This window comes from Spirillospora sp. NPDC047418 (assembly GCF_040643275.1).
In the GTDB taxonomy this organism is placed as follows: Bacteria; Actinomycetota; Actinomycetes; order Streptosporangiales; family Streptosporangiaceae; genus Spirillospora.
This window is the reverse complement of sequence record NZ_JBEYTW010000004.1, coordinates 98481-121131: the sequence shown is the minus strand read 5'-3', so window position 1 is coordinate 121131 and position 22651 is coordinate 98481. Positions and strand designations below refer to the sequence as shown.

The following is a 22651-nucleotide window of genomic DNA, read 5'->3' as shown; positions in this document are numbered from 1 at the left end:
GTGGCCCGAGACCGTGAGCTGGCGGGAGCGGCCTGGCCGGGCGTCGGCGCCGATCCGCTGGTCCTGGTCCCGGTCGGCTCGACCGAGCAGCACGGACCGCACCTCCCCCTCTCCACCGACACCGTGATCGCCCGGGCCGTCGCCGAGGGCGCCGCCCGGGCGCTGCCCGGGGAGGGGGTGCTGGTGGCGCCGGCGATCCCCTACGGCGCCAGCGGCGAGCACGCCGGCTTCCCCGGCACGGTCTCGATCGGCCACGCGGCGCTGGACGCGCTGCTCGTGGAGACGGTGCGCTCGCTGGCGCTGTGGGCCGGAAGGGTCGTCTTCGTCAACGGCCACGGCGGCAACGTCCCCACTCTCGACGCCGCCGTGGGCCGGATGCGCGCCGAGGGCCACGACGCGGCCTGGACGGGGTGCGAAGCCTCCGGCGGCGACGCCCACGCCGGATTCACCGAGACCTCGGTCATGCTGCACCTGGCACCGCACCTGGTCCGGCCGTTCGAAACCGTCACCGGCAACACGCGCCCGCTGGCGGAGCTGATGCCCGACCTGGTCGCCGGGGGCGTCCGCGCCGCCTCCCCCTCCGGTGTGCTCGGCGACCCGGCGGGGGCGTCCGCCGCCCAGGGCCGCGAGATCACGGCGGCCATGGTGGCGGCCGTCGCCGGGCGTGTCGAGAGAGGCCGCGCGGACGCCCGCGGCCGCCTCCTGGAACCCGGCGCCCCGTCCCCGGGGCCGCGGCCATGAGCGGCCGGCGCTCCTGGCCGCTTCCCGCGGACTTCCCCGTGGCGCTGGACGCGGACACCTCCCTCTGGGCGGACGGGCTCGTGGCGACCGGCGGCTCGCCGTGGCGGCTGGTGCGCCTGCACGAGGCCGCCCGCCCGTATCTCGCGGCGCTGCGCCGCGCCGGCGCGGGAGGGCTGGCCGACCCCTCGCCCACCGGGCGCGCGCTCGCCCGCCGGCTCCTCGACTACGGGCTGGCCCGGCCGGTCCCGGCCCCGCGCCCCGGCCCGCACGACGTGACGGTCGTGATCCCGGCCTTCGGACGGGCCGGCGAGCTGGAGCGGTGCCTGGCCTCCGTCGCGGGCGTCCCGGCGATCGTCGTGGACGACGGCTCGCCGGACCCGGGACCGCTGCGCCGCGCCGCCGCCGCGCACGGCGCCCGCCTCGTCCGGCACGACCGCAACCGCGGGCCCGCCGCCGCGCGCAACACCGGCCTGCGGCTCGCCCGGACCCCGTTCGTGGCGTTCGTGGACTCCGACTGCCGCCCCGCGCCCGGCTGGCTCGACGTCCTCATGCCCCACTTCGACGACCCCCGCGTCGCGGCCGTCGCCCCCCGGATCGTGCCGCGCCCCGGCGACACCCGCCTGCTGGCCCGGTACGAGGCCGCGCGGTCGTCGCTCGACCTGGGCCTGCGGCCCGCGCTGGTGCGTCCGGGCGGCAGGCTCGGCTTCGTGCCCACCGCGACCCTGCTGGTGCGCGCGGCGGCGCTCGACGGCTGCGTCTTCGACGAGGACCTGCGGCTCGGCGAGGACGTCGACCTCGTCTGGCGGCTGAGCGACCGCGGGTGGAACGTCCGCTACGAGCCGGCGACCCTCGTCGCGCACACGCCGCGGCTGCACCCGGTGGCGTGGGCGAGGCGGCGCCACGAGTACGGCACGTCCGCCGCCGGCCTGGCCCGCCGCCACCCGGGCAGGCTCGCGCCGGCCCGTCCCTCGGTCTGGAACCTCGCCGCATTCGGGCTGCTCGCCCGGGGGCGCCCGGTCCCGGCGGCCGCGTGCGCGGGGCTCGCCACCGCGCTGCTGGCCAAGCGCCTGTCGGGGCTGCCGACCGGATGGGACCTCGCCGCCGCCATCGTCGCCAAGGGCGCCGCCGCCGACGCCGCCACGCTCGGGCAGATGCTGCGCCGCGAATGGTGGCCCGTCGGGCTGGTCGCGCTGGCCGCGTCCCCGCGCAGCCGCGCCGCCCGCGCGGCGACGGCGCTCATGGCCGCGCCCATCGCGCTGGAGTGGGTGACGCGGCGCCCCGCCATCGGCCCGGTCCGCTACGCCGCCCTGCGCCTGGCGGAGGACGTCGCCTACGGGTCCGGTGTCACGGCGTCGGCGGCGCGCGCCCGCTCCGCCGCCCCCCTGCTCCCCGACATCCGTCTCCCCCGCCGCTCGTGAACCGGGCGCCGCCATGACAAGATGGAAACGGTGTTTCCATTAAGGGAGTGGTCGGGTGCGGTACGTCGTGATCGGATGCGGGAACGTCGGCATGGAACTCGCCCGGCGGTGGCTCGCCCAGGGGCACGAGGTCGTCGGGACGACCACGTCGCCGGAGCGGGCCGGTGAGCTGCGGGAGGTCTGCTCGGACGTCGCCGTGCTGCGGGGCTCCGACCAGGCGGCGGTGGAGGCGGCGACGCGCGGCGCCGACGCGGTGGTCCTGACGGTGAGCCCGCGGATGTCGCGGGCCTTCGACGCCTCCCAGCGTGTCGCCGAGTACCACGACACGCTCACCGCGAGCGCGCGGACCGCCGTGGCCGTCCATCCGCGGGTGGTCTTCACCAGTTCGGGGTCGGTCTACGGCGCCGGGAGCGGAACGCTGATCGACGAGACCGCCCCGACGACGCCCGACGAGGACGCGTCGCCGCGCAACTTCATCGCTGCGGAGGAGGCGGTGCTGGCGTCGCCGGGCGGCGCCGTGCTGCGCATCCCGGACGTGTACGGCCACCCCCGCGACATCGACTACCCGGCGCGGGTGAGGTTCGCCCATGAGGTGCTCGGCGGCAGCGTCCCGTTCTCGGCCGGGGCCCTGCTGTACCGGATCGACTACCGGGACGCGGCGGCGGCGCTCGACTTCGTCGTGAGCGAGGGGCTGACCGGTGCCTTCAACGCCTTCCCCGACGCGGCCGTGCCGCCGACGAACGCGGCGGCGTTCGGCGAGATCTGCGCGGCCGAGGGGCTGCCGGACCTGTCCTACCGGGGCGAGATCAGGACTCCGGAGGTACCGGTGACGTCGGCGCGGCTACGCGCGGCGGGGTTCGCGTTCGCGCACTGAGGCCAGGTGCCGTCCGGCCAGGCGGCCGAAGGCGAGTGCGGGCGTGAGGCACATGCCGGAGCAGAACGCGTTGCCGTTGACGGCGGCCGAGCCGATGACCTCCCCCACCGCGTACAGGCCGGGGATGGCGCGGCCGCCCTCGCGGCGCACCCGGAGCCGGGTGTCGACGTCGAGGCCCGCGAAGGTGATCAGCGTGACGGGCCGGTTCTCGACGGCGTAGAACGGCGGCTCGGCGATCGGCGCGGGCAGGTGCCGGCGGCCGAACGCGGCGTCGGTCCCGGCGGCGACGGCGGCGTTGTAGCGCGCCAGTTCGGCGGTGAGGCCGGCCGGGTCGACGCCCGCGAGCCGCGCCAGCGCGGCGGGGTCGCCGGCGCGGTGCACGCCGCGGCGGCGGCCGCACCGGGCGTCCAGGTCGGCGGGGCTCCACCCGTGGACCATGGGACGGGACTCGCGCAGCGCCCGCGCGTCGAAGACCATCCAGAAGGTCATCCGGTCGATACCGGTCAGCACCCGCTCCTTGCGGTCGATGCTCGGCTCGTCCTCCGCGATCCACCGCCGGCCGTGCCGGTCCACGTAGATCTCCCACGGCGGCCGTTCGGGTGCGACCAGCTGCGGGCGGTTCAGCCAGTCCACCCGCGGGTCGTCGCCCTCCGGGGGCAGGCCGCCGAACGTCGGGATGTACCGGCCGCGGCCCTGCAGCGCGGCACCGATCCGGCGGGCCATGAGCAGGCCGTCGCCGGTCGAGGTCGGCGCGGCCGAGGTCGTCAGCGGCGCGCCCTCCAGTTCGCTGAACAGGTCGGGGGCGTGGCCGAAGCCGCCGGTCGCGAGCACGACGGCCGGCGCCCGCTCGGCGCGGCCGGCGAGCACGCCGGTGACGGCTCCGCCCTCGGTGAGCAGCCGGGTGGCGCGGGCCCCGCGGCGCACCTCGATCCGGCCGGCCGCGACGTGCGGCGCCAGCAGGCGGCGCAGCGCCCGGAGGATCGCGGGGCCGCCCGGCGTCTCGGCCGCGTGGACGGTGCGCGGCGTCGTGTACGGCTCGTGCCCGTACACGACGCGGGGCGTGGCGGGGTCGATCTCGTAGCCCGCCGCGAAGAGCCACTCCAGGACGGCGGGCTGCTCGCCGAGCGTGAGCCGGGTGAGGTCCTCCCGCCCGGTGCCCCGGCTGATCCGCCGGATGTCGGCGTGGTGCCGTCCGGGGTCGTCGGCGATGCCGCGTTCCCGCTGGGCGGAGAACCCCCCGGCGGACAGGTGCCCGCCCGAGTACGGCAGCGCCCCGCCGATGTCGGCCGCCTTCTCCAGGACGAGCACCCGCGCGCCGCCGCCGGCGGCCTCGATCGCGCAGGCCAGCCCGCCCGGCCCGGCTCCGACGACGATCGCGTCGAACGCCATCGCACCTCCCGATGTTTCGCTGAGGGATACAGTGTTTCTATCTATCCGGACACGGTCAAGGCGCACTCTTGCCGAGATTGGGAAACGATGTTTCCATTAGCGAAACGGATGACCGGAGAACGGAGACACCCACGTGCGACCCCATGTCGAGCTGATCCAGGAAGACGACTACGTCCGGCACGCCGCCGAACTGCCGGGCGGCGAGGGAAGGGCGAGCGAGCGCCGCCTGTCGGTGGACGAGGAGGACGGCTCCTCCTCGCTGCGGCTGGACTTCCACACCCGCTGGGGGCGCGGCCCGGGCATCCACCACGCGAACACCGAGTACTACGTCCTCGACGGGTCGATGACCTACGGGGGCCGCGAGATCGGCAAGGGCGGCTACGTGTACGCGCCCAAGGGCGTGCCCGCCGACGCCATCACCTTCGCCGAGGGCACCCGCGTCCTGCACTACCGCGAGTACGGCGACGCGGGGTTCGACCCAGTCGACGGCCTCGGCGCGCCCCGCTGGAAGGACGCCCGCGAGGACGTCATCGTCGTCGACAGCGACGCCATGCGGTGGGACGCGGTGCCCAACGCCGGCCCCATGCCCGGCCTGTTCATCAAGTACCTGCACGTCGACCCGGTCAGCGGCTTCTACACCAGGCTCGTGCACGCGCAGGAGGGCTGGACCGACCACAGGCTCGCCCACCATCCCTGCTACGAGGAGGCCTACACCGTCCAGGGGCACATGGAGTACAACTTCGGCACCCTCGACCTGGGCACCTACTTCTTCCGTCCCGCGCGGGTGAAGCACGGGCACTTCACCACCCAGGAGGGCGGCGCGACCTGGCTCCTGCGCTCGGACGGCGAACTCCTCAACTGGTACACGCAGAACGAGTGGGTGCGGTGGGGCGGCGAGGCCGTCAACTACGGCCCCGGAGGCGGCCGGATGCGCTGGTCGACGGCGTCGCACGACCTCGGCCGCGGGACGGAGGGCCGTTCCGAGCGCGACCTGAAGGAGCTTCAGGAGGCGGTGCGCTACCAGCGTGAGCTGGGCGAGAACGACGACGACTACGTCCAGCACGGCCACGGCACCGACCGGAGCGTCCTCGCCATCGCCAAGGCCCTCGACGCGGCGCGCCTGCAGGGCGGCCACGACCATGACCATGACCACGAGCACGACCACGAGCACCCCGAGCTGGACTGGGGCGCGGACCCCACGGCGCTGGAGCACCCGGACGAGCGCACCGACGACCTGCGCCACACCTGGGGCGCGGGCCGGCCGTGGCGGAAGGGCACGCCCGTCCCGGCCCCGATCCTGTCCAGCCGCCCGGTGCGCAGCCGGTCCACCGGCCGCTGGGACGGCGACGGGATGTAGCGGCGGGCGAGCCCCCGCAGGCCGGTCCCTCGGACCCCGCGGGGGCTCGCCTCCGTCCGTGTCAGCGGTCGTAGCGGACGGTGACGGCGTGGTCGACGGCGTCACCGATGCCCCACAGCCAGACGCCCGACCAGACGTCGCCCAGGACGGTGCGCAGGAACATGGCGCTCCACCGGGCTGACGCCTTGACGCTCGTCTCCTGGGAGACCGTCTGGGCGGACGGGTCCGGTGCCGCTCCCGCCGGGTTCTGCGTGTCCGTGATCCCGTAGTGGTTGGCGCCGGTCACCGACACGAGCATCTTCGGCGGCGACTGGATCGCGGCGTAGGTGCCCTCCGCCGCCGCGGGCGCCGCCATGCCGTCCGCGGTCCCCTGCACGAGGGCGACCGGGACGGTGTTGGCGACGGGCGGGTTGACCGTCCCGCCCGGCGGGGTGTTGTTCGTGCCGAACAGGGCGGCGCCCTTCAACTCGGCCGGCGCGGGGACCGGCGCGCCGCAGAACGGCGGCGAGCAGACGCCCGTGGTCAGGGTGAGCGCCGCCGCCCCGCCGAAGGAGTGGCCGAGCAGCACCAGCGAGCCGGTGTCGATCCTGCCCTTGAGCGGTGAGGCGGCGCGGGCGTCCTCGGTGCGCGCCCAGTCGACGGTCCAGGACGCCTGGACCCCCTCGGGGAACAGGCCGCTCTGCCCGAAGATGACGCGGTGGTGGTCGGGCACCACGACGACGAAGCCGTATCCGGCGACCGCCCTGGCGTACTGCGCGTACGCCGACCTGCTCACGTTGGCGCCCTGGAGCAGCAGCGCCACCGGCAGGTCGGCCCGGATGTCGGACGGGGCGGGCGCGTACACGTCCGCCGGGTCGCCGTTGACGGTGGTCGCGAACGCGATGGGGGCGTCCGCGGCGGCCGCCGCGGGGACGGCCGGGAGGACGGCCGCGGCGAGCGCCGCGGCGGCGAGCGGGGCGACCAGGGTGCGGCGCAGGTTCACGAATCGGCCTTCCGGCGGCGGGGGATGATGAGCAGTGCGGCGCCGCCGGCCATGACGAGGGCGGAGGCGACCAGGGCGTAGGTGGGGACGCCGTCGGGGCTGCCGGTGTTGGGCAGGTCCCCGTTGCCGGTCTTGGGGGCGCCCGCGCCGTCGGAACCGCCGGTGCCGCCGGTGCCGCCGTCGTTCTTGCCCCCGCCGCCGCTGCTCGCGGCGAAGGTCACCGGGATCTCGGCGGAGTTGGGGCCCTGGTTCCCGGGCGCGGTGACCGCGATCACGCACGCCCCGGCCTTGGCCGTGCAGTCGACCCCGCCCGCCTTGGCGACGATCTTGAGCTTGGCGTCCTTGGACTTCTCCTTGGTGACGAAGTTGCCGTCGGCGTCCGTCCCGCCGACGAGCGCGGCACCGGTGGCCTGCCCGGCGCAGTCGGTGGGGAGCTTGGGGCCTGGCTTGCACAGGCCCAGCGTCACGAAGGTCTCGTTCGGCGACATGCCGGCCACCTGGACGGTGATCGTGTCGCCCGCCTTCAGCCCGGTGGTCTTGCTCGCGGTGATCTTCGGTGCGGCCAGCGCGGACGGCGCGAACGCGAGCACGGTGGCCGCCGCGATCGCGCCGACGGTGCCGGCTCGCCTTCTGATTCCGGTCACGGTGGTACTCCTTCTGGTCATCGGCTTCTGCGTTGGACGGCGGTGACGATGGCACCGGTGAGGACGAGCAGGGCCGCGGTGGCGGCCCAGAGCGGAGTGGACGGCCCGCCCGTGCCGGGTCCGGCGCTCGCGGCGGGCGCCGCGGACGTCCGGACGGCGGCGCCGCCCTTGAACGAGGACCCCTTGAAGCCGACGCGGACGACGGCCGTGTTGGCGTCCACGACGGACTTCGGCACGGCCCCCGGAAGCGGGGCGGCGCCGATGACGCACTGCTGGGTCATGCAGTCGATACCGCTGAACTCGGCGCGCGTCTTGAGCTTGACTTCGGGGAGCCCTCCCTTGGCGTCGATGTTGACGAACGTCGCGCCGCCACCGAGGTCGCAGTCCTTGAGGCCGTTGGTGTAGCCCTCCCGGCACAGGCCGACGGCGACCGACTTCAGGCCCGGCCGGAACCCGCTCCCGGTGACGGTGATCGCCTCCCCCTCCGCGAGGTCGGTGGTGCGGCTGACCCGCAGCGCGGGCGCCGGGGCGGCGGCGAGGGCGGGGGCGGCCGGGGCGGCGAGCGCCGCCGCGGCGAGCACGAGGGCGATCACTGGGCGGAACCTCCGGTACTGGGGGCGGCGGCCGGCCGGTGGGCCTCGGCGGGCGCGCGGACGGGGATCTCGGTGACGCGGTCGCGTCCGACGGCGTAGGCGCGGCGGGCGAGCGCGTGGACCTCCGGGACGGCGGGCCCGGCGATCAGCACGGCGGTGCCGGTGGCGGCGAGCCGCCGCAGCACGGTGTGCACGGCACCGGCGCACGGGCCGGCGGCGATGCCGTCGACCAGCAGCAGCCGGGGCCGGGTGAGCAGCGCCTCGGCCAGCGAGAGCAGGCCGCGCTGCGCGCCGGTCAGCGCGTCCGGCCGCGCGCCGCCGAGGCCGCGCAGCGCGGGGAAGACGTCCAGGACGGCGCGCGCGGCGGCATGCGGGTCGGCGTGCCCCATGGCGCGCGCGTGGCCGGCCAGTCCCTCGGCGACGGGGCGTCCGTCCGGCACGCGCGGGTCGGGGCCGGCGAGGTGGCAGAGTCCGAGCGCCATCCGCTGCCCGGCGTCCAGGGCGGTCAGGTCGGCACCGCCGAGCCGGACCCCGCCGCGGCAGCGCGCGTGCCCGGCGATCGCCGCCAGCAGCACGCTCCCGCCGCTGCCGGACAGCGCGACCGTCTCCCCCGCCGCCACCGCGAGCCGGACGCGGCGCAGCGGGACCGGGCCGCGCGGCACCGTGAGGCCCCGGACGTCCAGGAACGGGGGCGGCTTCGCGACCTCCGGGCCGCGCACCCGCAGCGCGAGCAGCGCGCCCAGCAGTGGCGGCAGGGCCGTCAGCGCCAGCGCGGTGCCCTCGGCGAGCGACCCGCGCAGGGCGGCGGCGCAGCCGAAGCCGGCGAGCCCGCCCGCCACGGCCGCGGCGCCGGTGAGGCCGGCCGCCGCCAGAAGGCGCGGTTCTGGCAGCGGCCGGAGCGTGGCGGTGTCGAGGGCGGCGGTGGCCAGGCACGCGGCGGCGAGGACGACCGCGAACCCGGCGGCGAGCGCGGCGGGTCCCGGCGCGCTCGCCATCAGCAGGGGCGCGGCCGCGCCGGCGAGCAGCAGCCACGGGACGGTCCGCGCGGCGTCGGCCGCCCGCCGCCCCGCGATCACGAGCACTACCGCCGGAAGCAGCGACCACGCCAGGTACCGGACGGGCTCGGCGCCCACCAGGTCCCAGCGGAAGGTCAGCAGGTGCAGCCCGCCCATGAGCGAGGCCCCGACGCTCCACCCGACCAGCAGGTGGACGGGCAGCGCCGCCCGGACGTCCCGGAGAGCACCCCCCGCCGCGGGGCGGTCGGCGGTGCCGGAGCCGGTGCCGGACCCCGCCCCGGCACCGGCCGCGAGCAGCGCGGCGGCGACGCCCGCGACCAGCAGCGCGGTCCCCGGATCGGCGGACCACACCGTGGCGATCCACGCGGCCGCGGCCGTCCCGGCGAGCGCGGCGGCCTGCCCCAGGGCGGGGGCGCCGGGCGACCGGACGGCGTACGCCCGGGGCACGGCGAGCAGCGGGCTCGCGAGGAGGCCGGCGCCCATCAGGCCGGTGGCGAACACCGGGACCGCCGGAACCGCGCCCGCGAGCGCGATGGCGAGCCCGGCGAGCGCGCCGCCGGCCGCGGCCACCCGGTGCGGGCGCACCCGCCGGGCCAGCCGCGGCACCGCGAGCAGGCCCGCGCAGGCGAGCAGGAGCCCGGTGAGCGCCATGTAGGTCACGACGTCGCCGGGGACCTTCACGACACCGCCGAGCGCGTCGGCGAGAAGCAGCACCGTGCCGCCCGCGAGCGGTGCCGAGGCGGCACCGGCGGCCGGGGCGGCCCGCCGGAACGCGGCGGTCATCGGGTCACTCCCCTCGGCAGGGCGAGGAACCGGTCCAGCGCCTCGGTGTCGACGCTCTCCCCGGCCTCGCCGGTCCGGCGCTCCAGGTAACCGAGCAGTTCGTCGCGGTCGAGCACGTACGCCCCAGACGGCGACGGCGCCACCGAGTCGAGGTAGCCGACCACGTCCGCGAGCTCCACCGAGCGAGCGGGGCGCGGCTCCACCACCGGGGAGGCGGGCGGGACGGGCGGACGGCGGCGGCGCCGGCGGCGGGCCGCCCACCGGCCGAGCGTCAGCCGGATCCCGAACAGCAGGAGCAGCGCGGCCAGCGCGTTCACGCCGAGCAGGCCCCAGGGGTAGGTGCTGAAGCTGGTCTCGAAGGGAACGGAGCCGGCGTACCGGCCGCCCACCACGAACTGGCCGAAGGCCGCCGGAGGCAGCACCACCGGGATGCGGTAGGTGGCGGTCTCGCCCGGCCGCAGTGTGCCGGTCTTCGGCGCGTCCAGCGGGCTGTCCGGGGTGTCGCCGGAGCCCCAGCCGACCACCAGCGGGGCGTTCTCGATGGGCTCGGCGCCCGCGTTGCGGATCCGCAGCACGAGGGTCCGCCGCGGCCGGCCGCCGAACAGCTCGCCGCGCTCGCCGCCGCCGGTGACCTCCACGCCGACGACGTCCGCGCGGACGGGCGCGACGTCGCGGCGGACGCGCTCGACGGGGTGCCCTTGCACGGTGAACGGCGCGGTGACCGTGGCCGCCGTGCCCGGCCCGCCCGGCAGCGTGCCGACCCGGATCACGCACGGGCACGCGGCGGGCGGCGCGCCGACGGTCAGGCCCGCCTCGAACGTCCCGGCCGGCGCGACCATCGCGGTGACGCCGCGCGCGGTGTCGCAGTCGGCCGAGCCGTGCACCGCCTCGGCACCGCACACCTGGACCTGCACGGTCGCGCCGGGCGTCCACCCGCTACCGCGTACCCGCGCGCTGGTGCCCGCGGCGGCGACCCCGGGCTCGACGCTGACACCCGGTTCCGCGGCCCGCGCCGGCACGCCCCGGGGCGACCCGGCCTGTGCCGGCGCGGCCCGCACGGGCACGGCCTGTGCCGGCACGGGCTGCACGGGCACCGCCTGTGCCGGCACGGCCTGTGCGGGTAGGGGCTGGAGCGACAGGGCGGCGCCGGCGGCTAGCAGGGCGGCGATCGGTCGGAGTCTCACAGGAACACCCCCGTCTCGTCGGGGGCGGGCTTGGTGAGCCCGGCGCGGTCCCGCCAGCGGCGGATCAGCCGGGGCAGCACGGACCACAGCACGAACACGGCGCCCGCGAAGACGAGCAGCGCCACCCACGGCACCGCGTAGAACCGGGTCTGCGCGCGGACGTCGATGCCGCCGGCGGCGACCAGTTCCACCCGGACGGTGACCGCGTCCAGGCCCGGGGTGCCGGTCCAGGGCAGCGTGATCTCGGTGCGCTCGCCGGGCAGGATCTCCGGCAGCCGCCGGTCGGGCCAGCGCTTGATCTCGCGGCCGAACGCGCCGGTGGCGCGGACGCGGGCGGTCGGCGCGATCCGCTGGTTGCCGGTGTTGACGACGGTGTAGCGGATCGTCCCCCGCCCGTGCTGGACGAACGGGACGGCCGGGTCGCTGCGGCTCACGGCGAGCCCGGTGGCGCGCAGCCCGGGGGTGAGCGGCCCGGCGACGCGCAGGTAGACGCGGGCGCCGACGGCGCGGCGCACCCCGACCCGGGCGCCGCCCTCCTCCTGGACGCTCTCGACGGCGGTGTTCAGCGCGACGACGCCGCCGATGTGCTCGCCGGGGGTCGCGTTGTCGGGGATCTTCAACGTGAAGGGGATCTCCTTGGCGCTGTGCGCGGGGATCTTCGCCGTCGGGGACTTCAGCGAGATCCAGGCGCCGACGTCCCGCGGCTTCTCCTCCGCGGTGCGCAGCGCGAACCCGGCGTCGCGGGGGGTGTTGTAGGCGTCCGCCCCGTACACCTGGAACGTGATGGGGCGGGCGGTGAGGTTGGTGATCCGGACGACGTCCCGGACGGTCTGCCCGGGCGGCGCCTCGAACGCGAAGAAGGGGCGGGCGGCGAGGGCGGCGCTGCGGTTGGCGGGCCCCACCGACCAGGCCCCGTTCCCGGTCGCGGGCGCGGGCTCGGCGGCCGCCGCGGCGCCGCCCGGCATGGCGGTGCCCGCGGCCAGGGCCGCGGCGGCCGTCGCGGCGGCGATCCGGTGTCGGGCGCTCATCGATCACCTCGATGCGGCCGGGCGGAGCGCTCCGCCCGGCCGCGGCTCGGGACGGTCAGGACAGCGTGAGGGTGAGGACGGCGGTGTACTGGCCGGCGCCGGTCGCGGGCGGGACGGTGAGCTTCAGCCCGGCCCCGGCCGTGAAGGTGCCGCCGACGACCTGCCCGGTGCCGCCGGGCGCGCTGCACAGCGTGGCCGCCGTGGTGGCGTCGAGCGCGCCGGTGCTGCCGGGCGTGACGGCGCTGGCCCCGGGTCCGGCGGTGCAGGCCGGCGTCCAGGACAGGTTGCCCGCCGGGATCTTGGTGCCGGCGGGGGCGGAGAAGTCGGTCAGCGTGCCGGTGAGGGACCAGCCGGTGCTGCCGCCGCGGGCGTCGATGACCTCGACCTCCCGGAGCGAGCCGGTGGCGGTCTGCTCGGTGCCGTCCAGCGTGACCGGGGTCAGGTCGACCTCGCCGGCCTCGCGGGACATGGTGAGCGGGCCGCCGTCGACGGTCAGGTTGATCTTCTGCTCGCCGCACCGGTCCACGGGCTCGTCAGCGCAGGCGCCGGTGGGCGGCGGCGTCTTCTCGGTGACGGTCACCGCGACGCTCTTGCTCACCGCGCCCTGGGTGAGCACGACGGTGCGGGCACCGGGGGCGGCGTCCTCGGCGACGGTCGCCGAGGCGGTGAGCTTGCCGGCGGCGTCGGCGGAGGCCGTCGCCCCGGTCAGGTCGTCCGGGTCGCACGCCGCGCCGTTGGCGTCGCACAGCGCCAGCTGGACCGCGCCGGGCTCCCAGCCGGTCCCGGTGACGGCGATGGAGCCGCCCTGGACGACGGTCGAGGGGCTGACCGACGCTCCGGGCCCGCCCGCCCCCACGTCGATCGTCGCGAGGTCGGCGGCGGCGTCCTTGAGGGTGCAGGTGATGGTGGCCTGGGCACCGGCCTCGGCGACGATCGTCAGCGCGCCGGGGGCGAGCTGCACGGACCCGGCGGTGCTCAGCGTCAGCTTGCCGGAGACCTTGCCGATCGGCAGCGCACCGTACGCGGGGATCGTCTGGGTGATCGTCGGCGCCTGGATCGGCACCGATCCGGACTGCGCGCCGGAGACGGCGAGGGTGCCGGAGGTGGTCCAGGAGTTGACGGGCAGCGGCGCGACCCCGGGCAGGTCCGAGAAGTCGGCCTCGACCGTGACCTCGTCGCCCACCTCGGCGGACGCGGGGGCGGATACGGTCACGGTGGCGTCGTAGTCGAACACCGTGCTGAAGATCTTGCACTGGTAGGGGACCTGGCCGGTTCCCGCGAGCGCGGGGCCGGCGGCGGCCACCGGCACCGCGACGGCGCCCGCCGCGGTGACGGCCGCGGCGGCGCCCCGCAGGATGGTGCGTGTGCGTCTCATCTGTGTCGCCGATCCTCTCCTCTGTTTCTCACAAGGAAACAGAGTTTCGCAACGTGCGGATAGCGAAACCGCTACGAACCGGCGATGTCAAGGGGCGGACGGCACTGGAGACCCAATCGTTTCACTGTGGGGATCGCCGTTTCCACCCGAAAGGGTTACCGTTCCTGCTCATGCGCATGCTGCTGCGGACCCTGGCCGAGCTGTCGATGACCGCCGGACTCGTCCTCGCCATGTTCGTCGCGTACCTGTCCTGGGGCACCGGCGAGTACACCCACCGCCAGCAGGGCGACCTGCACGACGACCTCGAGCAGCAGTGGAACTCCGCGCGGGCCCGCAGGCTCGCGGCGGCCGGGCCGCAGCGGCGGGTCGCGGCGGCCGTCCCCGCTCCCGCCGAGGGCGGGGCCTACGTGCGGCTGCGGGTGCCGAAGTTCGGGCCGTCCTACCGGTACACGGTGGTGGAGGGCGTGGGGGTCGCCGACCTGCGCAAGGGCCCGGGGCACTATCCGGGGTCGGCCGGGCCCGGCGAGATCGGCAACATGGCGATCGCCGGGCACCGCACCACCTACGGTGCCCCGTTCAACCGCAACGGCGAGCTGGCGCGCGGCGACGAGATCCTCATCGACACGGCCGCCACGACCTTCGTCTACCGGGTGACGGACAAGATCGTCGTGCGGCCGAGCCGCACCGACGTGACCGCGCCGGTGCCGGGGAAGGCGGGCCGCCGGCCGCGCGAGGCGATGCTCACGCTCACGACCTGCCACCCGAAGTTCTCCGCCGCCTACCGGCTGGTCGTCTTCGCCGAGCTGGCCGGCCGCCGGACGCGCGCCGCCGGCGCCTGAGGTCCCGTGTTACGGTTCCCCACAGCGAAACAAAGTTTCCAAAGTTGGGAGGACGGCGTGGGAGCACACCCGCACGGCTGGTGGATTCTGCTGCACCTGGTGCTCTTCGTGTTCTGGCTGGGCGGCGACCTCGGGGTCTTCTACTCCAGCCGGTACGTCCTCAAGCCGGACCTGTCCCCGGCCGCGCGCGCCACGGCGCTGAGCGTGATGAGCGGGCTCGACCTCGGCCCGAAGATCTGCCTGGTGCTGTTCCTGCCGAGCGGGGTGACGCTCATGGCGCTGGACCCGCACGGCGCCGAGCTGTTCGGCGCGCCCGCCCTCGGCTGGTGGCAGGTCATCGTCGTGTGGCTGTTCGCCGCCGGCTGGCTCGCCGCCACGATCGCCGACCACCGCACGCACGGCCGCTTCCCCTGGGTGCGCCGCGCCGACTGGGCGGTCCGGATCGGGCTGATCATCGCGCTCGCCGCGGTGGCCGCCTACACGCTGCTCGCCGACCGCCCGTTCGGCGTCACCACCGAGCCGCGCTGGCTCGGCGGCAAGGTGGCCCTCTACACCCTCGCCATCGCGTGCGGGCTCGGCATCCGGGTCACGCTGCGCCCGTTCGGGCCCGCGTTCGGGGCCCTGATGGGCGGCGGCTCCACCCCGGCGATCGAGCGGACGCTGCGGCGCTCGGTGGACGGCTGCCTGCCGTATGTGTTCGGCATCTGGGCGGCCGTCCTCGGCGCCGCGGCGCTCGGCGTCCTCAAACCCGGCGCCGACCTGTGAGCCGGGGCCGGGATGCCCACCGCCCGGGCCGGGCCGGCGGCCCCGCCCGCAGGAGCCCCGCCCTCAGCGGCCGTGGCCGAGCTGGCCGGAGATGCGCGCCGCGGACTCGATCAGCGGCGGCGCGCACTCGGCCATCCGCGGCTTGAACCGGGTCAGCGGGCCCGCGACGCTGAGCGCCGCGATCACCCGGCCGTCGTGGTCGAAGATCGGCGCGGCGATCGAGGCCGTCCCCTCCTGCCGCTCGCCCTGGGACGAGGCGTAGCCCCGCTTGCGGATCGCCGCCAGCTCCTTGCGCAGCCGCTCCGCGTCCACGATGGTGCGCTCGGTCAGGGCCTCCAGGCCGTGCCGGGCGAGCAGGCCGCCGATCTCGGCCTCGTCCTGGAAGGCCAGGATCACCTTGGACGAGCTGCCCGCGTGCAGCGGGTACGGGATGCCGAGGCTGACCTCCACCCGCAGCTCGTGCGGCGGGACGACCTGGTCGACGTAGAGCCGGGTGTCGCCGCGCCGGATCGACAGGGTGGCGGTCTCCCCCACCTGCTGGGCGAGGCGGCGCAGCTCGGGCGCGGCCATCGCGCGCAGGTCCATCCGGGCGAGGTAGGCCCGGCCGAGCGCGATCGCGGCGTGCCCGAGCGCGTACCGGCGGGTCACCGGGTCGACGGTGATCAGGTCGCGGCTGCGCAGCGCGGTCAGGATGCGGTGCACGGCCGCCTTGGTCAGCCCGAGCTCGGTGGCGATCTCGGTCACCCCGAGGTCGGGCCGGCCGCTGCGGCCGAACAGCAGCAGGACGTCCATCGCGCGCTCGACGGCGGCGATGGACCGGCTCTGGCCCTCGCCGTCCTCGGCGGCGGGCGCGGGGACGCTCGGGGTGGTCGCACGACGCGACACGGCGGTTCCTTCCGACGGGACGGTTTCGGGGGAAGTGTAGGCCATCGCGTTTCCCTTGGCGAAACAGTCGTCACCGGATCCGCCGTTGACACCCGCTCGGCACGATCGTTACCGTGGGCGGGACAGTGTTTCCTGAAGCGAAACAAAGGAGCGCGATGCCGTGACGGTCGACGCACAGACCTTCCGCGCGGTGCTCAGCCAGTGGCCGACCGGCGTCGTGGTGGTCACCACCGTCGCCGAGGGCGGCTGGCACGGCATGACGGCCGGCTCGTTCGGCAGTGTCAGCCTCGATCCGCCGCTGGTCATGGTGTGCCTGGCGCGGGACATCTACACGCACGCGCTCGTCGAGCGCAGCGGCGTGTTCGCGGTGAGCTTCCTCGCCAAGGACCAGGCCGCCATCGGGCACCGGTTCGCGGGCCGCGAGCCCGGCGACCGGTTCGCCCGCGGCTCCTGGTCCGCCGCGCCCACCGGCGCGCCCGTGCTCGGCGAGGCGCTCGCCTGGCTGGACTGCCGGGTCGCGCACGCCTATCCCGGCGGCGACCACACCATCTTCGTGGGCGAGGTGCTCACGGCGCGGACCCCGCGCCGCACCGCGCCGCTGCTGTTCCACTCCCGTGCCTGGGGCCAGCTCGCCGACCCGCTGCCGGACGAGGTGACGATCGCCGACACCGGGCTCGCCGCCGCGCTGCACCGCAGGCTCAGCGCGTCCGGCAGCGCGCCCGCCCGGGTCACCGGGGACGGGGTCGCCCGGCTGCTGGAGTCCGTCCGGGCCGCCGGCGTCCGGGTCCGCACGCCCTGCCCGCCGGGGCCCGCACCCGGGGCGCCGTGGTCGATGCTCGTCGAGCACGCGGCGTGCCTCGCGGAGGTGCCGAGCGGGTCCGGCGTCACCGCCGAGGTCGCCGACGGGCCGGGGGCCGCCCGCCTGATCGAGGCGGCGCGCGCCCGCGGCCTCACCGTCGTCGGCCGGGTCGGCGACGTCTTCGCCCCGGCGCGGCAGGCGGAGGTCCTGGACTCCGTGGACCGCATGGTCGCCGCCGGATGCGCCGAGATCGCGCTCGACGAGGGGCCGGAGGCGGCGTCCCCGCTGCACGTCCGGAACCTGCTGCAGGAGGCGGTGGCCCGGGCCCGTCCCGTGCCCGTCCGGGTGCGGCTGCGCGAGGCCTACGGGCTCGGCCTCGCGAACGCGCTGACCGCGATGAAGAGCGGCGTGCGCAGCTTCGACACGACGCTCGGCGGCGTCGACGGCGGCCTGTGCGCGGAGGACGTGCTGTTCCTCGCCGCCCGCCTCGGCGTCGCCACCCCGATCGACCGGGCCGCCCTCGTGGCCGCCGCCGCAGACCTGGAGGCCGTCTGGGGGTCGGCCCTTCCCGGCCGCACCTACCGGGCGGCGTCCTGACCAGCTGAAGGGAACCAGCCGATGACCCACCCGACGACGCTGACCGGCGAACGGCTCGTCGAGTCCATGACTCCGGCCGAACGCGACCGGGCCGAGCGCGTGGAGGCGGTGCTGCCGCGGTTGCGCGAGGCGGCCGCGGCCGCCGACGCCGCGGCCGAGTTCCCGGCGGGCCACGTCGCGCTGCTGCGCGACGCCGGGCTGCTCGGCCTGGTCGTGCCCGCCGAGTACGGCGGGCTCGGCGGCGGGCTGCGCGACCTGGCCGCCGCCACCTACGCGATGGGCACGGCCTGCCCGTCCACCGCGCTGGCGTACTTCTTCCACAACACCAGCGCCTCGCGCGGCCTGCTGCCCCTGGAGGCGGTCGAGGCCGGCCTGTTCACCGGCGACGAGGAATGCAAGCCCGTGCGGGCGTTCGCCGAGAAGGTGCTGAACCGGATGGCCGCCGGGACGTGGATGGCCAACTTCGCCAGCGAGGAGGTGAAGTCGTCCAGCGCCAACATCGCGATCGCCACGACCGCGTCCCCGGCGGAGGGCGGCTGGCTCCTCAACGGGGTGAAGTCGTTCGGCTGCGCCACCGGCGTCGCCGACACCTACCTGGTGACGGCCCGGCTGGAGGGCACCACCGACGCCGACGGGCTCGCGCTGTTCCTGGTGCCGCGCGAGGCGCCCGGCGTCGTGTCCCGCGACCCGTGGAACGGGCTCGGCATGCGGGCGTCCAACAACCACGGGGTGACGCTCACCGACGTGTTCATCCCGGCCGAGGAGGCCCTCACCGTCCCCGGCGCGTTCGTGCGGATGCTGCGGATGAGCCGGGGCAGCTTCGTCGGCAACCAGCTCGCCATCGCGGCCTGCTACCTCGGCGCGACGCAGAACGTCTACGACTTCGCGCTGGAGCGGCTGACCCGCAAGAGCTTCGCCGACTCCGGCCGGCCGATCGCGTCCTCGCCGATGCACCAGGTGATCATCGGCGGGATGACCGAGCGGCTGGAGACGGCCTACCTGTGGATCCGCCGGCAGCTGGAGCTGGAGACCTCCGAGCCGCCGCTGCTGCCGAAGACCGAGGTGTTCCGGCAGTGGCGCGTCGCCAAGGGCGACATCACCGAGGCGTGCTTCCAGGTCGCGCTCGGCGCGTTCAAGGCGTGCGGCACCTCCGCCGCCACGATGGACGGCGTCATCGGCCGGACCCTGCGCGACCTCGCGATGGGGCTGGTCATGACGTTCCCGGCGGAGCGCGGCAGGCTGGAGGCCGCGCAGATCCTCACCGAGAGCAAGGAGAACGAGTTGTTCGCGAGCGTCCCGAAGTGACCGCTGCGCACCGCGACCTCGTCGACGGGGACTGGGCCGGGGCGCCCGCCGCCGGCCCCGTCCTGGAGGACCCGGCGACCGGCGCGCGGCTCGGCCCGGCCGGCGTCACCGGCCCGGCGCGGCTGGAGCGGGCGCTCGCCGCGGCCGAGGCGGCGGCGGACGGCTGGGCGGCGCGCCCGGCCGCCGAGCGCGCGGACCTGCTGGACGCGGTCGCCGCCGCGCTCGAACCGGTGACCGCGGAGATCGCGGCCCTGGAGGCGGCGGCCACCGGCGTGCCCATCCGGCAGGCGGTCCCGCTCGGCATGATCGTGTCCGGGTCGTTCCGGCTGGCCGCCGAGCAGCTGCGCGGCGGCGGACTGGACTCCGCGTTCACCCGCGAGGACGGCCGGGCGGTCGAGGTGCGGCGGCTGCCGTGGGGTCCCGCGCTGTGCCTGGTCCCGTGGAACGCTCCCGCCCCGATGGCCGCGCACAAGGTGGCCAACGCGCTGGCGGCCGGATGCCCCGCGATCCTCAAGCCCAGCGAGTACGCGCCGCAGGGGAGCCAGCGGTTCGCGGAGGTCGTCGCGGGCGTCCTCGCCGGGCGGGACGTCCCCGGCGGGGTGTTCCAGCTCGTCCACGGCGACGGCGCCACCGGCGCGCGGCTGACCGGCGACCCCCGGATCCGGGCGGTGTCGTTCACCGGCGGCGCGGCGGGCGGCCGGTCGGTCGCCGCGGCCTGCGCGGCCGGGATCAAGCCGGTCCAGCTGGAGCTGGGCGGCAGCAACCCCCTCGTCGTCATGCCGGACGCCGACACCGGCCGCGCCGCGCGCGCCGCCGTCGACCTGCTCACCACGCTCAACGGGCAGTGGTGCCGGGCGCTCGGCCGGCTCATCGTGCCCGAGTCCGCCCGCGACACGCTGCTGGACGCGATCGGCGACCGGCTCGCGGCGCTGCGCGCGGGCCCGCCGCTCGACCCCGCCACCGACTTCGGCCCGCTGGTCCACTCCCGCCACCGCGACCTCGTCGCCGCGCGGCGCGACGCCCTCGGCGGCCGGGTCCTGTCCACCACCAAGGTCCCGGACGAGGGCAACTACCTGGCCCCCGCGCTCGTCTCGGGGGTGGATCCCGGCGACGCCGCCGAAGAGATCTTCGGGCCGGTCGCGACCGTCCACACCTACCGCGGGCTGGACGAGGCCGTGGCGCTGGCGAACGGCACCGCGTACGGGCTCGAGGGCTACGTCGCCGGCACCGACGAGGACGCGGCCCTGGCGGTGGCCCGGCGCGTCCGCGCCGGGGAGGTCAAGGTCAACGGGTCCAGCGTGATGAGCCTGCACCTGTCCGCGCCCCGGCCCGCCTGGGGCGCGTCCGGGCTGGGCGAGGAGGGCACCGCCGAGACGCTGCGGTTCTTCACCAACCCGCGGGTCGTGGGCGTGGAGAACGGGTTCGCCCTGCACTCCCGGGAGGCGTGATGGCACGGGTGCTGGTCGCGGGCGCGGGCCCGGTGGGGCTCACCGCCGCGCTGACACTGGCGCGCCGCGGCGTTCCGGTCACCGTCCTGGAGGCGGAGCCGGAGCTGGCCGCCGAGTCGCGCGCCTCCACGTTCCACCCGCCGTCCCTGGAGATGCTGGACGGGCTCGGCGTGCTGGACGCGCTGCTGGAGCGCGGCCTCGTCTCCCGGACGTTCCAGTACCGGGAGCGGCGCGGCGGCGTCATCGCCGAACTCGACCTGTCGGTGCTCTCCGGCGACACGCCGTACCCGTTCCGCGTGCAGTGCGAGCAGAGCAAGCTCACCCCGATCCTGCGCGACGGCCTCGTCGCCCTGGGCGGCGAGGTGCGGTTCGGCGCCGCCGTCCGGTCCGTGCTGCCCCACGCGGGCGGCGTGGACGTGGCGACGGCGGCCGGCGGCTTCCGCGGCGACTGGCTGATCGGCGCCGACGGCGCCGGTTCGGCGGTCCGGCACTCCCTGCGCGTCGAGTTCGAGGGCATGACCTATCCGGAGCGCTTCCTGGTCGCCTCGACCCGGACCGACGTCGAAAAGCTGCTGCCGGGCATCGCGGCGGTGAACTACGTCTTCGACCCCGACGAGTGGCTGGTGCTGCTGCGCACCCCCGACCACTGGCGGGTGCTGTTCCCGACCCCCGAGGGGACGCCGGACGGGCACGAGCTGGCGCGGCTGCCCGAGCGGCTGCGCGGGGTCGCCGACGTGCCGTGGGACGTCGCGCACGCCAGCCTGTACCGCGTCCACCAGCGCGTCGCCGCGACGTTCCGGTCCGGGCGGGTGCTGCTGGCCGGGGACGCCGCGCACGTCAACAACCCGCTGGGCGGGATGGGCATGAACAGCGGGATCCACGACGCCGTCCTGCTGGCGGGAGCGCTCGCCGACGTCCTGGACGGCGGCCCGGAGGCGGCACTGGACGCCGCCGCGGCGGCGCGCCGGGAGACGGCGCGGTCCTTCGTGCAGCGGCTGACCCACGGCAACTGGGAGCGGATGCGCGACCCGGCGGGCTACCACGACGAGCTGCGCACGCTCGCCGGGGACCCGGCCGAGGCGCGGCGGTACCTGCTGCGCACGTCGATGATCGCCTCGCTGCGGGAGGTCGCCTGATGCCCGGCGGCCCGGCGGCGGGCGGCCCGCCGGGAGAGATCGTCCGGGAGAACCCGGCCCGGCTGGGGGAGGTCGTCGGCCGGGTCCCGGTGGCGGACGCGGCCGGCGTCGACCGGGCCGTCCGGGGCGCGGAGGCGGAGCAGCGCGCATGGGGGGCGGTGCCCGCCGCCGAGCGGGCGGACGTCCTGCGCGCGGCCGCCGGCGCCGTCGACGCACTGCCCGGGGCGGCCGAACTACTCGCCCGCGAGTCCGGCAAGCCGCTCGCCGACTGCGCCGGGGAGCTGCGGTTCGCCGCCGCCTACCTGCGCTGGCTCGCCGAGCGGGCGCCGGCGGCGCTCGCCGACCGGGAGACCGACGACGCGGCCGGGCGGCTCGTCCTGCGGCAGCGCCCGTACGGGGTGGTCGCGGCGGTCACGCCGTGGAACGCGCCGGTCATCCTCGCCCTGCTGAAGGTGGGGCCGGCGCTCGCGGCCGGCAACGCGGTGGTGGTCAAGCCGTCGCCGCTGGCGCCGCTGACGGTCACCCGGGTCCTGGAGGCGTTCCCGGCCGGGCTCGTCCGGGTGGTGCACGGCGGCGCCGCGCCGGGCCGGGCGCTCGTCGCCCATCCCCGCGTGCACCGCGTCGCGTTCACCGGCGGGAGCGAGGCGGGCCGCGCGATCGGGGCGGCCGCCGCCGAGGCGCTCACCCCCGTCCTGCTGGAGCTGGGCGGCAACGACCCGGTCGTCCTGCTGGACGACGCGGACCTCACCGGCGAGGCGATGGACCGCCTCGTCATGGCGTCGTTCGCGACCGCCGGCCAGGTGTGCATGGCCGCCAAGCGGGTGTACGCGCCGCGGTCCCGGCTCGCCGAGATCCGGGACGCCTACCTGGCGGCGGCCGAGCGCGTCCTGGTGCTCGGCGATCCCCTGGCGGAGGGGACCACGGTCGGCCCGGTCATCTCGGCGGACGCCGCCGGCCGGGTCCGCGGCCTCGTCGCCGACTCGGTGCGGCGCGGCGGCACCGCCGTCGAGCTGGGCGAGGTCCGGGCCGACCCGGCGCGCGGCCACTTCGTCCGCCCGGCGCTGGTCCTGGACGTGTCCGACGACGCGCCGATCGTGGCCGCGGAGCAGTTCGGCCCGGTGGTGCCGCTGCTGGCCTACGACGACGAGGACGAGGTGGCCGCCCGCGCCAACGCCGGCGACCTCGGACTCGGCGCCTCGGTCTGGTCCGCCGACGAGGACCGCGCGTTCGCGTTCGCCCGCCGCTTCGAGGCCGGCTTCACGTTCGTGAACACCCACAACCGCACCGGGATGGCCCTGCGGGCCCCGTTCGGCGGGGTGAAGCGCAGCGGGCACGGCCGCGAGTACGGCGTCGAGGGCCTGCTGGAGTACGCGCAGACGTGCGTGGTCCACGCGCCCGCCGCGTTCCGCGCGGGCGGCGGCGGCATGGGCGCGGCGGCCTACCCGGGTTGAGCGCCCGTTACGCAATCGCCGCGCCGGGGCCATTGCCCTCCC

20 protein-coding genes are annotated in these 22651 nt (G+C 76.5%); 11 read left to right on the top strand and 9 right to left on the bottom strand.

Features of this window, described 5'->3' with window-relative positions; all coding sequences use genetic code 11:
- Genes mftE through ABZ806_RS03725 form a run of 3 tightly spaced genes read left to right on the top strand, consistent with a single transcriptional unit; the run spans nucleotide 1 to nucleotide 3033 of the window.
- Nucleotides 1-741, top strand: a complete 741-nt coding sequence (gene mftE / locus ABZ806_RS03735; protein WP_500215089.1) for a mycofactocin biosynthesis peptidyl-dipeptidase MftE — start codon at nucleotides 1-3, stop codon at nucleotides 739-741.
- On the top strand, nucleotides 738-2159 hold the full coding sequence (gene mftF, locus ABZ806_RS03730; protein WP_500215088.1) for a mycofactocin biosynthesis glycosyltransferase MftF: 1422 nt from the start codon (nucleotides 738-740) through the stop codon (nucleotides 2157-2159). Before mftE ends, mftF begins: the two co-directional genes overlap by 4 nt.
- Before the next feature lie 55 nt (nucleotides 2160-2214).
- On the top strand, nucleotides 2215-3033 hold the full coding sequence (locus tag ABZ806_RS03725; RefSeq protein WP_500215087.1) for an NAD(P)-binding domain-containing protein: 819 nt from the start codon (nucleotides 2215-2217) through the stop codon (nucleotides 3031-3033).
- Here ABZ806_RS03725 and ABZ806_RS03720 read toward each other — a convergent pair.
- Nucleotides 3001-4422: an FAD-dependent oxidoreductase gene (locus ABZ806_RS03720; RefSeq protein WP_500215086.1), complete on the bottom strand. Its 1422-nt coding sequence runs from the start codon at nucleotides 4420-4422 to the stop codon at nucleotides 3001-3003. The two genes, ABZ806_RS03725 and ABZ806_RS03720, sit on opposite strands and share 33 nt — an antisense overlap.
- A gap of 133 nt (nucleotides 4423-4555) precedes the next feature.
- On the opposite strand from ABZ806_RS03720, the gene ABZ806_RS03715 reads away from it, so the two are divergent.
- Nucleotides 4556-5779: a DUF4437 domain-containing protein gene (locus ABZ806_RS03715; RefSeq protein WP_500215085.1), complete on the top strand. Its 1224-nt coding sequence runs from the start codon at nucleotides 4556-4558 to the stop codon at nucleotides 5777-5779.
- A gap of 61 nt (nucleotides 5780-5840) precedes the next feature.
- Here the strand turns inward: ABZ806_RS03715 and ABZ806_RS03710 are convergent, their stop codons facing one another.
- Genes ABZ806_RS03710 through ABZ806_RS03680 form a run of 7 tightly spaced genes read right to left on the bottom strand, consistent with a single transcriptional unit; the run spans nucleotide 5841 to nucleotide 13384 of the window.
- Nucleotides 5841-6761, bottom strand: a complete 921-nt coding sequence (locus ABZ806_RS03710; protein WP_500215084.1) for an alpha/beta hydrolase family protein — start codon at nucleotides 6759-6761, stop codon at nucleotides 5841-5843.
- The gene (locus ABZ806_RS03705) at nucleotides 6758-7405 is read right to left on the bottom strand and encodes a neocarzinostatin apoprotein domain-containing protein (protein ID WP_500215083.1); all 648 of its coding nucleotides are present in this window, start codon (nucleotides 7403-7405) and stop codon (nucleotides 6758-6760) included. Before ABZ806_RS03705 ends, ABZ806_RS03710 begins: the two co-directional genes overlap by 4 nt.
- 17 nt (nucleotides 7406-7422) lie before the next feature.
- On the bottom strand, nucleotides 7423-7998 hold the full coding sequence (locus ABZ806_RS03700) for a neocarzinostatin apoprotein domain-containing protein (RefSeq protein WP_500215082.1): 576 nt from the start codon (nucleotides 7996-7998) through the stop codon (nucleotides 7423-7425).
- Nucleotides 7995-9797, bottom strand: coding sequence for an ATP-binding cassette domain-containing protein (locus tag ABZ806_RS03695; protein ID WP_500215081.1), 1803 nt, complete (start codon nucleotides 9795-9797; stop codon nucleotides 7995-7997). Before ABZ806_RS03695 ends, ABZ806_RS03700 begins: the two co-directional genes overlap by 4 nt.
- Nucleotides 9794-10981 carry a hypothetical protein gene (locus ABZ806_RS03690; RefSeq protein WP_500215080.1) on the bottom strand — a complete coding sequence of 396 codons (1188 nt, stop codon included), beginning with the start codon at nucleotides 10979-10981 and terminating at the stop codon, nucleotides 9794-9796. The genes ABZ806_RS03695 and ABZ806_RS03690 overlap by 4 nt, the downstream gene beginning before the upstream one ends.
- Entirely contained in the window at nucleotides 10978-12009 is a 1032-nt protein-coding gene (locus ABZ806_RS03685; RefSeq protein WP_500215078.1) for a WxL protein peptidoglycan domain-containing protein, read from the bottom strand. Before ABZ806_RS03685 ends, ABZ806_RS03690 begins: the two co-directional genes overlap by 4 nt.
- Nucleotides 12010-12064: 55 nt before the next feature.
- Nucleotides 12065-13384, bottom strand: a complete 1320-nt coding sequence (locus tag ABZ806_RS03680) for a hypothetical protein (protein ID WP_500215077.1) — start codon at nucleotides 13382-13384, stop codon at nucleotides 12065-12067.
- A 170-nt stretch (nucleotides 13385-13554) separates the two neighbouring features.
- Between ABZ806_RS03680 and ABZ806_RS03675 the strand changes: the two genes are divergently transcribed.
- Entirely contained in the window at nucleotides 13555-14223 is a 669-nt protein-coding gene (locus ABZ806_RS03675; protein WP_500215076.1) for a class E sortase, read from the top strand.
- Between the two features lie 57 nt (nucleotides 14224-14280).
- Nucleotides 14281-14988, top strand: coding sequence for a hypothetical protein (locus ABZ806_RS03670; RefSeq protein ID WP_500215075.1), 708 nt, complete (start codon nucleotides 14281-14283; stop codon nucleotides 14986-14988).
- Between the two features lie 63 nt (nucleotides 14989-15051).
- Here ABZ806_RS03670 and ABZ806_RS03665 read toward each other — a convergent pair whose 3' ends face one another.
- A complete protein-coding gene (locus ABZ806_RS03665) occupies nucleotides 15052-15873 on the bottom strand; it encodes an IclR family transcriptional regulator (protein ID WP_500215074.1) in 822 nt (273 codons plus the stop codon).
- A gap of 160 nt (nucleotides 15874-16033) precedes the next feature.
- Here ABZ806_RS03665 and ABZ806_RS03660 point away from each other — a divergent pair, with 160 nt between their 5' ends.
- From ABZ806_RS03660 to ABZ806_RS03640, 5 genes are read left to right on the top strand one after another with little or no spacing between them, the layout of a single operon-like run.
- The gene (locus ABZ806_RS03660; RefSeq protein WP_500215073.1) at nucleotides 16034-17269 is read left to right on the top strand and encodes a flavin reductase; all 1236 of its coding nucleotides are present in this window, start codon (nucleotides 16034-16036) and stop codon (nucleotides 17267-17269) included.
- A 21-nt stretch (nucleotides 17270-17290) separates the two neighbouring features.
- Nucleotides 17291-18574, top strand: a complete 1284-nt coding sequence (locus ABZ806_RS03655; protein WP_500215072.1) for an acyl-CoA dehydrogenase family protein — start codon at nucleotides 17291-17293, stop codon at nucleotides 18572-18574.
- Nucleotides 18571-20022: an aldehyde dehydrogenase family protein gene (locus tag ABZ806_RS03650; protein WP_500215071.1), complete on the top strand. Its 1452-nt coding sequence runs from the start codon at nucleotides 18571-18573 to the stop codon at nucleotides 20020-20022. The genes ABZ806_RS03655 and ABZ806_RS03650 overlap by 4 nt, the downstream gene beginning before the upstream one ends.
- On the top strand, nucleotides 20022-21158 hold the full coding sequence (locus tag ABZ806_RS03645; RefSeq protein ID WP_500215069.1) for an FAD-dependent oxidoreductase: 1137 nt from the start codon (nucleotides 20022-20024) through the stop codon (nucleotides 21156-21158). The genes ABZ806_RS03650 and ABZ806_RS03645 overlap by 1 nt, the downstream gene beginning before the upstream one ends.
- Nucleotides 21158-22609 carry an aldehyde dehydrogenase family protein gene (locus ABZ806_RS03640; protein ID WP_500215068.1) on the top strand — a complete coding sequence of 484 codons (1452 nt, stop codon included), beginning with the start codon at nucleotides 21158-21160 and terminating at the stop codon, nucleotides 22607-22609. Before ABZ806_RS03645 ends, ABZ806_RS03640 begins: the two co-directional genes overlap by 1 nt.
- Nucleotides 22610-22651: the final 42 nt, after the last annotated feature.

Coding starts and splice junctions, on each gene's coding strand:
- ABZ806_RS03685 (WP_500215078.1), bottom strand. CDS start 12,009: ATGAGCGCCCGACACCGGATCGCCGCCGCGACGGCCGCCGCGGCCCTG.
- ABZ806_RS03675 (WP_500215076.1), top strand. CDS start 13,555: ATGCGCATGCTGCTGCGGACCCTGGCCGAGCTGTCGATGACCGCCGGA.
- ABZ806_RS03680 (WP_500215077.1), bottom strand. CDS start 13,384: ATGAGACGCACACGCACCATCCTGCGGGGCGCCGCCGCGGCCGTCACC.
- ABZ806_RS03640 (WP_500215068.1), top strand. CDS start 21,158: ATGCCCGGCGGCCCGGCGGCGGGCGGCCCGCCGGGAGAGATCGTCCGG.
- ABZ806_RS03695 (WP_500215081.1), bottom strand. CDS start 9,797: ATGACCGCCGCGTTCCGGCGGGCCGCCCCGGCCGCCGGTGCCGCCTCG.
- mftF (WP_500215088.1), top strand. CDS start 738: ATGAGCGGCCGGCGCTCCTGGCCGCTTCCCGCGGACTTCCCCGTGGCG.
- ABZ806_RS03655 (WP_500215072.1), top strand. CDS start 17,291: ATGACCCACCCGACGACGCTGACCGGCGAACGGCTCGTCGAGTCCATG.
- ABZ806_RS03645 (WP_500215069.1), top strand. CDS start 20,022: ATGGCACGGGTGCTGGTCGCGGGCGCGGGCCCGGTGGGGCTCACCGCC.
- ABZ806_RS03720 (WP_500215086.1), bottom strand. CDS start 4,422: ATGGCGTTCGACGCGATCGTCGTCGGAGCCGGGCCGGGCGGGCTGGCC.